Annotated in this window: 7 protein-coding genes and 1 pseudogene; 3 read left to right on the plus strand and 5 right to left on the minus strand. The window is 65.9% G+C overall.

Features of this window, described 5'->3' with window-relative positions:
* The 3 genes from AC1D00_RS17635 to AC1D00_RS17645 form a co-directional block, all read right to left on the minus strand.
* Nucleotides 1-1362, minus strand: a 1362-nt coding sequence (locus tag AC1D00_RS17635) for a TolC family outer membrane protein (RefSeq protein ID WP_477011536.1), incomplete at its 3' end; no start/stop codon positions are given.
* A 187-nt stretch (nucleotides 1363-1549) separates the two neighbouring features.
* Nucleotides 1550-2329: an enoyl-CoA hydratase gene (locus tag AC1D00_RS17640; RefSeq protein ID WP_477011537.1), complete on the minus strand. Its 780-nt coding sequence runs from the start codon at nucleotides 2327-2329 to the stop codon at nucleotides 1550-1552.
* Nucleotides 2330-2499: 170 nt separating this feature from the next.
* Nucleotides 2500-3204, minus strand: coding sequence for a hypothetical protein (locus AC1D00_RS17645; protein ID WP_477011538.1), 705 nt, complete (start codon nucleotides 3202-3204; stop codon nucleotides 2500-2502).
* A gap of 288 nt (nucleotides 3205-3492) precedes the next feature.
* Here AC1D00_RS17645 and AC1D00_RS17650 point away from each other — a divergent pair, with 288 nt between their 5' ends.
* Both AC1D00_RS17650 and AC1D00_RS17655 read left to right on the plus strand, forming a co-directional pair.
* Nucleotides 3493-4038, plus strand: coding sequence for a sigma-70 family RNA polymerase sigma factor (locus AC1D00_RS17650; protein ID WP_477011539.1), 546 nt, complete (start codon nucleotides 3493-3495; stop codon nucleotides 4036-4038).
* A 2-nt stretch (nucleotides 4039-4040) separates the two neighbouring features.
* Complete coding sequence (locus AC1D00_RS17655; RefSeq protein ID WP_404554316.1) at nucleotides 4041-4679, plus strand: NrsF family protein; 639 nt, start codon at nucleotides 4041-4043, stop codon at nucleotides 4677-4679.
* Nucleotides 4680-4740: 61 nt separating this feature from the next.
* Here AC1D00_RS17655 and AC1D00_RS17660 read toward each other — a convergent pair whose 3' ends face one another.
* Nucleotides 4741-6768, minus strand: coding sequence for a hypothetical protein (locus tag AC1D00_RS17660; RefSeq protein WP_477011540.1), 2028 nt, complete (start codon nucleotides 6766-6768; stop codon nucleotides 4741-4743).
* A gap of 115 nt (nucleotides 6769-6883) precedes the next feature.
* Here AC1D00_RS17660 and AC1D00_RS17665 point away from each other — a divergent pair.
* A pseudogene (locus AC1D00_RS17665) lies at nucleotides 6884-7018 on the plus strand (NrsF family protein); the annotation flags it as partial.
* Here AC1D00_RS17665 and AC1D00_RS17670 read toward each other — a convergent pair.
* The coding region (locus tag AC1D00_RS17670; protein WP_477011541.1) for a DUF2336 domain-containing protein at nucleotides 7015-7648 on the minus strand (634 nt) is incomplete at its 5' end. The pseudogene AC1D00_RS17665 and the gene AC1D00_RS17670 sit on opposite strands and share 4 nt — an antisense overlap.

Below are 7648 nucleotides of genomic sequence, written 5' to 3' on the forward strand. Positions count from 1 at the left end.
GTAGTCCGGCGTGTTCAGGCTCAAGGTCTTGACGTCGAGATGGCCGACGGCGCTGAGCAGCGTGTAGGAGGCGATGACGCGGTCGCGCAGCGCGCCGATCAGCCGCGCCTTGGCCTGGATCAGGTCGGCCTGCGAGTTCAGCACGTCCACCGTCGTGCGCTGTCCGCCGGCGGCCTCGCGCTGCACGCCCTGGAGCGCGACGGTCGCCGCCTTCACTTCGGACTCGGAGGCCGAGACTGCGATCTTGGCACCTTCGTTCGCAACCCAGGCGCTGACCGCTGCGGTGCGGGCCTGATTGCGTACCTGGTCGAGCACGAGCCGGCTCTGCGCGGTGATCTCCTTGGCCTGCCGCGTCTGCGCGGCGGCCTGGCCGCCGTCGTAGATCGGCGCGGTGACGTTGGCGACGATCGAGGCCTGGTCCTCTGCGAAGGTGCCGAGCGTCGGGTCGTTGTTGCGGCTCTTGCTGGCGCTGCCCTGGATGCTGGCACTCGGCAGCAGCGCGCCTTCGGCGACGCGGATGTTGGTGGAGGCGACATCGACGTCGAAACTTGCGGCCATCACCGCCGGGTGCTGGCGGATCGCCATCGTCAACGCGTCTTCGCGGCTCTTCGGCAGGTAGCGGTCGACGACCTCGGCGGGCCGGAGCTGCGACGGCGCATTGCCGATTACCTGCGCGTACATCGCCTGGCTCACGGCGAGCGCGACTTCGGCGGCATTGAGGTCGGAGAGGCCACGGTTGAGACGGGCTTCGGCCTGCGCGGAGTCGGTCGGCGTGACGTCGCCGGCGTTGAGGCGGCGCTGCGTGACGGCGAGCGTCTCACGCAGGAAGGCGACGTTGGAGCGCTGCGCCTCGACCAGCGACTGGTTCGCCAGCACGTTGGTGTAGGCGGTGACCGCGTCGAGCAGCACGCCCTGGCCGACATTGCGCAGCGCCTCGCGGCCCGACTGGACCTGGAGTTCGGCGGCCCGCAAGTTGTTGGCGGTGCGGAACCCGTTGAACAGGGTCTGCGTCACGGTGACGCCGATCACCCAGGGCTTCAGATTGGCGGTCTGGATGGTGTTGTCGGGCAGCAGATTGCGCACCGATTGCAGGCCGGCGCTGAGGCTTGCCACGATCTGCGGCCGGTAGCCGGCCAGCGCCTGCGGCACGTTCTCGTCGGTCGCGCGCTGCCGCGCGCGCTCGGCATTGAGCTGCGGGTTGGTCTGGTAGGCCTTGGCGAGCGCCTCCGGCAGGGCTTCGGCCCATGCAGCGGAGGAGAGGGCGCAACACAGCGCCAGCGTAGTCCATGTCGCAAGCACAGGACCCACGCCCGATCGATGCCGCGTCATCACGCGACCAGCTCTGGCGGCTCGCCCAATCATGTAATCCCGCTAACCCCGGCTGTCCGCCCCCGCCGACGGTGGCCTCTTAGCTGTTTAACCAGCCGGGGTCCCGCAGGCAAACTGCCGCGGGGAAAACCCCCATGTATTCCGTGCTTGTTGCAGGTGCGTCACAGGGGTTGTGCGGGAAAGCGGCGGAGTCTTACACCGGCCTTACCGTTTGCCGGCGTTACCGATTCTTGTTCACCGGCTTGCGCTTCTCGATGAACGCCGCCATGCCCTCGGAGCGGTCTTCCAGCGCGAAGGTCGAGTGGAACAGGTTGCGCTCGACGCTCATGCCCTCGGCAAGCGTGGTCTCGAAGGCGCGGTTCACCGCTTCCTTGGCCATGGCGACGGCGGGGCGCGACATCGAGGCGATCTTCTCGGCGGCGGCCATGACTTCGTCCATGAGCTTGTCGGCGGGCACGATGCGGCTGACGAGGCCGCTGCGTTCGGCCTCCGCCGCATCCATCATGCGACCGGTGAGGCAGAGGTCCATCGCCTTGGACTTGCCGATGGCGCGGGTCAGGCGCTGGGTGCCGCCGATGCCGGGAMTGGTGCCGAGGGTGATTTCGGGCTGGCCGAACTTGGCGGTGTCGGCGGCGATGATGAAGTCGCACATCATGGCGAGCTCGCAGCCGCCGCCGAGCGCGTAGCCCGCGACCGCAGCGATGGTCGGCTTGCGGCAGCGCGCGATGCGGTCGCCGCCGATCGCGGCGAAATCCTCGGAGAACATGTCGATGAAGCCCTTCGGCTGCATCTCCTTGATGTCGGCGCCGGCGGCAAAGGCTTTCTCGCTGCCGGTCACGACGATGCAGCCGATGGCATCATCGCCCTCGAGATCGTCGACCGCGGCTGCAATCTCGCGGAAGACGCCGAAGGAGAGCGCATTGAGCATCTTCGGCCGGTTCAGCTTGATGATGCCGACCGCGCCTTTGCTTTCGACGATGATGTGTTCGAACGTGCTCATGCTCCACCCACGCTTTTGATTGGGCGGGCAATGTGCCCGCTGCCGCGGTGGGCTTCAAGGGGCCTGAAAAGCTGCCGGAACAAGGCCGCCCGGAACGTGCAGCAAACTGCGCGTCCCGGGCGAGGTCCGTCGGGCCAAAAGATCAGGCCAAGAAAACCAGGCCCGAGAAATCAGGCCATGAACATCCGCGCGGCGGAGGCCAGCGTCAGCAGCGTGCCGACGCCGATGAAGATCTTGCCGATCAGGGAGCTCTGGTCCCAGGCCGTGCTCTGGTGGCTGCTCGCCATCACCGGCGCGGGTCGCGGCTGCGCGTCGGTTGCGGCGATCACCGCGTTCTGCTTCTGCGTCGGAGGGCTGTCCTGTTGCAGGGCGCGGTCGAGATCGTTGAGCTGGTCGGGCGCCACCACCTGGCTCTCGGCATTCGGGGCGGCGGTATTATCGGCCGCTGCCTGGACGTTGTCGTTGGCGCGGCCCGTCATCGCGGAGGCCGCAGCCGCGGGCGGCGTATCGGCGGCGGCGAGCTGCGCATTGGCGTTGGCGACTTCCGGCGGCATCTGGCCCGAGGCCGGCACGTCGCCACCGGCCTTGCTGTCAGCCTTGTTGTCGGCCTTGTTGTCAGCCTTGGCCTCGTCGGTCTTGGCCGCGGCGTCCGTCTTGCCGGCCTTGTCGTCGGTGGACTTCTGCGCCGTCTTGCTGCTGGTGCGGCGAGCATCGTGGCGCTTGTGCTTGCTCGGCTGGACTGCATCAGCCTGTTTGCCCGCGCTGTCCGATTTGCTGCTCGCAGCCGAATTCGGCGCCGCCTGTGCCGCGCCTCCGAACACCAGGAAAAGCCCGGCTAGAAGAATCAGGGCAGCGCGCCCGCTGGCTTTCATCATGTTGACGATCTCCCCAATCCACCCATGCCCGGACTGAACAGAGACGCCGTGGCGTGACGACAGCGGGGCAAAAAATGGGAATCTTCGGGCTAGACCGGGCAAAAACGGGGCAAGCCACCCCTTCGGGGCCGGCCGCCGGATGCGGACGGGATCGATCGGTGTTATGAGCCGTCGCAGATTTCCGCGGCCGCATTGGACGGTGGCATGGCATCGATCACGAATTCGTGATCATGCGGGTGCCGGCGTAACAAATTGAAAGAGCGGCCGAATTGCATGGTGAGGGCGCGCGTGCGCGGACGTGAGGACGAATGGACCGGCCTGATGCGGTCGGCCATGGCAGGCGATGATGCGGCGTATCATCGCCTGTTGAAGGCGGTCACGCCGGTGCTGCGCGCTGCCGCGAGGCGCGGGCTGGCGCGGGCCGGCCAGCCTCCCGACCAGGCCGAGGATATCGTGCAGGAGATTCTGTTGGCGGTGCATCTGAAGCGGCACACCTGGGACAGCGAAGCCCCCTTGGCACCCTGGCTGTTCGCGATCGCCCGCAACAAGCTGATCGATGCGCTAAGACGGYGGGGCCGGCGCGTCTTCGTCAACATCGATGATTTCGCCGAGACCCTGCCGGGCGAAACGCCGCAGGAGACGGCTTCGGCGGGCGAGGTCACAGCGCAGCTCAATACGCTGCCGCAGCGCCAGCGCGACGTGTTGCAGTCGATCGCGGTCGACAGCGCGTCGATCAAGGACACGGCGGCAAAGTATTCGATGAGCGAGGGCGCAGTGCGGGTCGCTTTGYATCGCGGACTTGCGGCGCTCACGGCCAAACTGCGGGACGACTAGTCATGGATACCGATCAACTCATTCGCTCGCTCGCGGCCGACAACGCCCATCGCGCCCCGCGCGTCGGCACCGTGCTCACCATGGCGCTCCTGGTCGCCGCGCCCCTGTCGATCCTGATCTTCGCGACGTTCCTCGGCGTGCGGAGCGACGTGATGAGCGCCATGCACAACCCGTTTTTCGACATGAAGTTCGCGGTGACGCTGTCGCTCGCGATCCCCGCGATCATCGTCAGCCTGCATCTGTCGCGGCCCGAGGCCTTGCTGCGCGGCTGGGGCTGGCTGCTGCTGCTTCCCGTCGGCCTTCTTGCGGTCGCGATCGGCGGCGAGGCGATGATGGCGCCGGCCATGCCGATGTCGATGCGCTTGATGGGCAAGAACTCCAGGGTCTGCCTGCTGGCGATCCCCGCGATGTCGCTGCCGCTGCTGGCGGGGGCGCTGTTCGGCCTGCGCCACGGTGCGCCATCGCACCCCGCGCTCGCCGGTGCGCTCGCCGGCCTGGTGTCGGCCGGGCTCGCTGCGACGCTCTACGCCTCGCACTGCACCGATGACTCGCCGCTGTTCGTCGCGACCTGGTATACGCTCGCGACCGCACTCGTCGCGGCGGTCGGCGCGTTGGCCGGCTCGAAAGTCCTGAGATACTGACCGCGCAGCCAGGCCGCGCGCCCCGTCGTCGGCGCTCAAACCACCCGCGCAAGTTTCGGCGTCATGACTTCCTGCGATAGAGGATGAACCGGGTCGACTCGTCGGAGCGTTCGAACTGCTCCTGCACGATCTCGTCCACTATCTCCTTCATCCAATCATATTGGTAGGTCGCGCCGCGTTCCAAAAAGAAATAGTCGGCCCCGGCAAAACTCCTGATCACCTGGTCCCGGCTGAACGCGTCCCGGAAAGGCATGAATTCGCTCTTGGGAGCCCGGCCAAGCGTCGGGAGAACAGCCCAATCCTGGTCCGACAACAGCAGCATGCGGCCACCGGCTGGCACGACCTTGTTGACCAGCTCGACGTCGCTGGCGTCGAGTGCGACCTTGACCGGGTCCGCGCTTTGTTTCCATCGGAAGCTGGCGATACTTGGATACTTCAAATACGACCGCAGGCCGATCGTCATCGTTTCGGTCTGTCGCCGATCCTGCGCACTCAGAAGCACGGCGACGGAGACGACGGCGACCGCCGCCAGCGACACGGCCGGGATCAACTGCGACTTCGTTCGGCCGACAGCGGCACGAAATGCCGATCGGCCCCACCAAGCGCCAACGGCAAGATAGGCAAACGCGTTCTGCTGCCATACCGCGTCGAGCGATCGGTTCACCCACTTGGTCATGAAAACCAGCGCGACGAGAGACAGAACCAGCAGATAAGCGCGCTCGATCGTGCGCGAGCCGGTCCACGCACCGGCGACGCTCACCGCCGTGGCGATGGCGATCGCGGGCATGACGATCTGGTAGACCGTCCCGAAACCGGGATTCCAGATCAGGATCACCGCTACCCAGTTCGAGAAGCTGTGCAGACCGAGCGGGGCGAGGAAGACGTACAGGAAGTCCGTTGAAAGGACGGCCGGGCCGAATGCGGCAACGAACAATGCCAGCAGGAACACGATCGACATGCCGGTGAAAGCCGCGACCTCCCAAAACCGGCGCCGTTCCAGCAACCGCACGCATAACGCGGCACAAGCCACAGCCCAGGTATAGATCCCGGTCTCGGTGTTCCAAAAGATCGAGGCAGCGCAGACGGCGGACAGCGCCACCAGCAACCAGTCGGACGGTTTCACCAAGAGACGCGCCAGAATGCCCACGGCGATAAACACGAACATGTACCGGATCGCGAGCGCGGACGGCCCGCCGAAAGCGTCACCGTTGGCGTACTGGCACAGGGCGAGAAACACGACCGTCAAGACGAAAGGCATCGCCCGGTTCTGGAAGAAGTCCCGCAGCACCCAATAGGCCGACAGGTGGAACACCACGAGACTAGCAGCAATGATCCGGATGTAGTGGCCATACAGGGCGTTGACATCCGTGGTGAGGAACCTGCTCAACACGTAAGGCGGCCCGTATCCGTAGAACGACAGGAAGTCGCGGCCGGGCACCATGTCCTTTGCAAAATGATAGAGCGCGGGCCCCGTCAGGTAGGATACCGGATGATTGCCGATCAACGCCCGCGTGGCCATGCCCTGCACGTCCCCGGGCAGGATCAGGGCCAGCAGTGCAGCGATCAGCACCGCATCGACCCATCGAAATTCGAATAGCCCGATCGGCCTGGATTCCGCATCGCCATCGATGTGAATGCGGATCGGGAAGCGTTTCACGAACGGGATGAAGCCGGCGACGACAAGGACGGCCAGCGCGACCCTTTGAAGTCTAGGCTCGAATGTGGCCCGCAGGAACGGATGCAGCTCTGTGACGATGATCACCGACGAGAGGTAGAACAGAACGAGCGAGCGGCCTTCGAAAAACTTTCTGAGCTTGAGGGCAGCAAACGCTGCGGCAGCGCCGAACCCGTAGAACAGGACATAGAAGATTTTCTCGGCCCGTTTGATGGCCTCGCTGTTCGGGACGTCTGATTGAACGACCGGAAAGTCCTGTGCCAGGTTTACGGCAAGGTCCGGCCTGGCGGCATTCAGGATCAGATAGGCCGACAGGCCAGCTGCAACGGCGCCAACGCAAGCCCCCCACAGTGCCAAGCTCTGAAAACGCCAAAGCTCAAGTTCTGACCGTGTTATCGGCTTGACAAGACGCAACAATACCACCCCCCAGCGACGATTCCTCCGGAAGGCTAAAACAAAAAAATCGCCAGCGCCATAAGCGGCGCGCCGTGGATGGCCCGTGGAGAGAAGGCTCAGGAGCTTGATCCGGTCCGCCGGGCTCGCTGCGACGCTCTACGCCTCGCACCGACGACTCGCCGCTGTTCGCCGCGACCTGGTACACGATCGCGACCGCGCCGGTAGCCGCGACGGTGCGCTGCTCGGGGCGAGGGTGTTGCGGTATTAGGCCGCCGGCGTCGTGCTGTGCTGCATGCGGTGGAAACGCAGCACCTGCTGCGCGGTCGACGAGCGCAGGGCCTCGTAGGTATCGCGCAGCGTCAGCATGTCGGTCTGCGAGTCGCCCGAGAGCTTTTCGCGCATGGCGATGATTGCGCGCACGCTCGCCCACGACATGCCCGCGACCTTGGCGAGGATCATCACGCCCTCGGTGCGGCTCTCGATCATCATGTTCTCGGCGGTCTCGACCGCGACGCCCGCGAGCGCCGCAAGCCCCGCATTGGTCTCGTCGAACTTGCCCTGGTCTGCGAAGGCGGCGACCTGGACCTCGTTGAGGCGGCCGTCCTCGTGGAGCGACTTCACCAGCGCGCGCGCCATCTCGGTCTGCCTGGTCATGGCTGCGGCGCGGACCCGCTGGGCCGCTTCCTGGACCACGCTCGACACCTCTTCCGCGAGCTCCGGATGCGCGGCCTCGAGCTTCCTGCGCACGCTCAGCGACGCCTTCGCGACCAGCCTGAGGTAGTGATGGCGCGGCAGGTCGGGCCGCAGGCCGATGCAGGTGGCGAGGTCGTCGTCGCGCTCGGCCCGCGTGACGAGGTCGGTGAGACTGACCTCGGAAAGCTGCGCGCCGGGATTGCTG

The organism is Bradyrhizobium sp. P2_E8, from assembly GCF_056403875.1.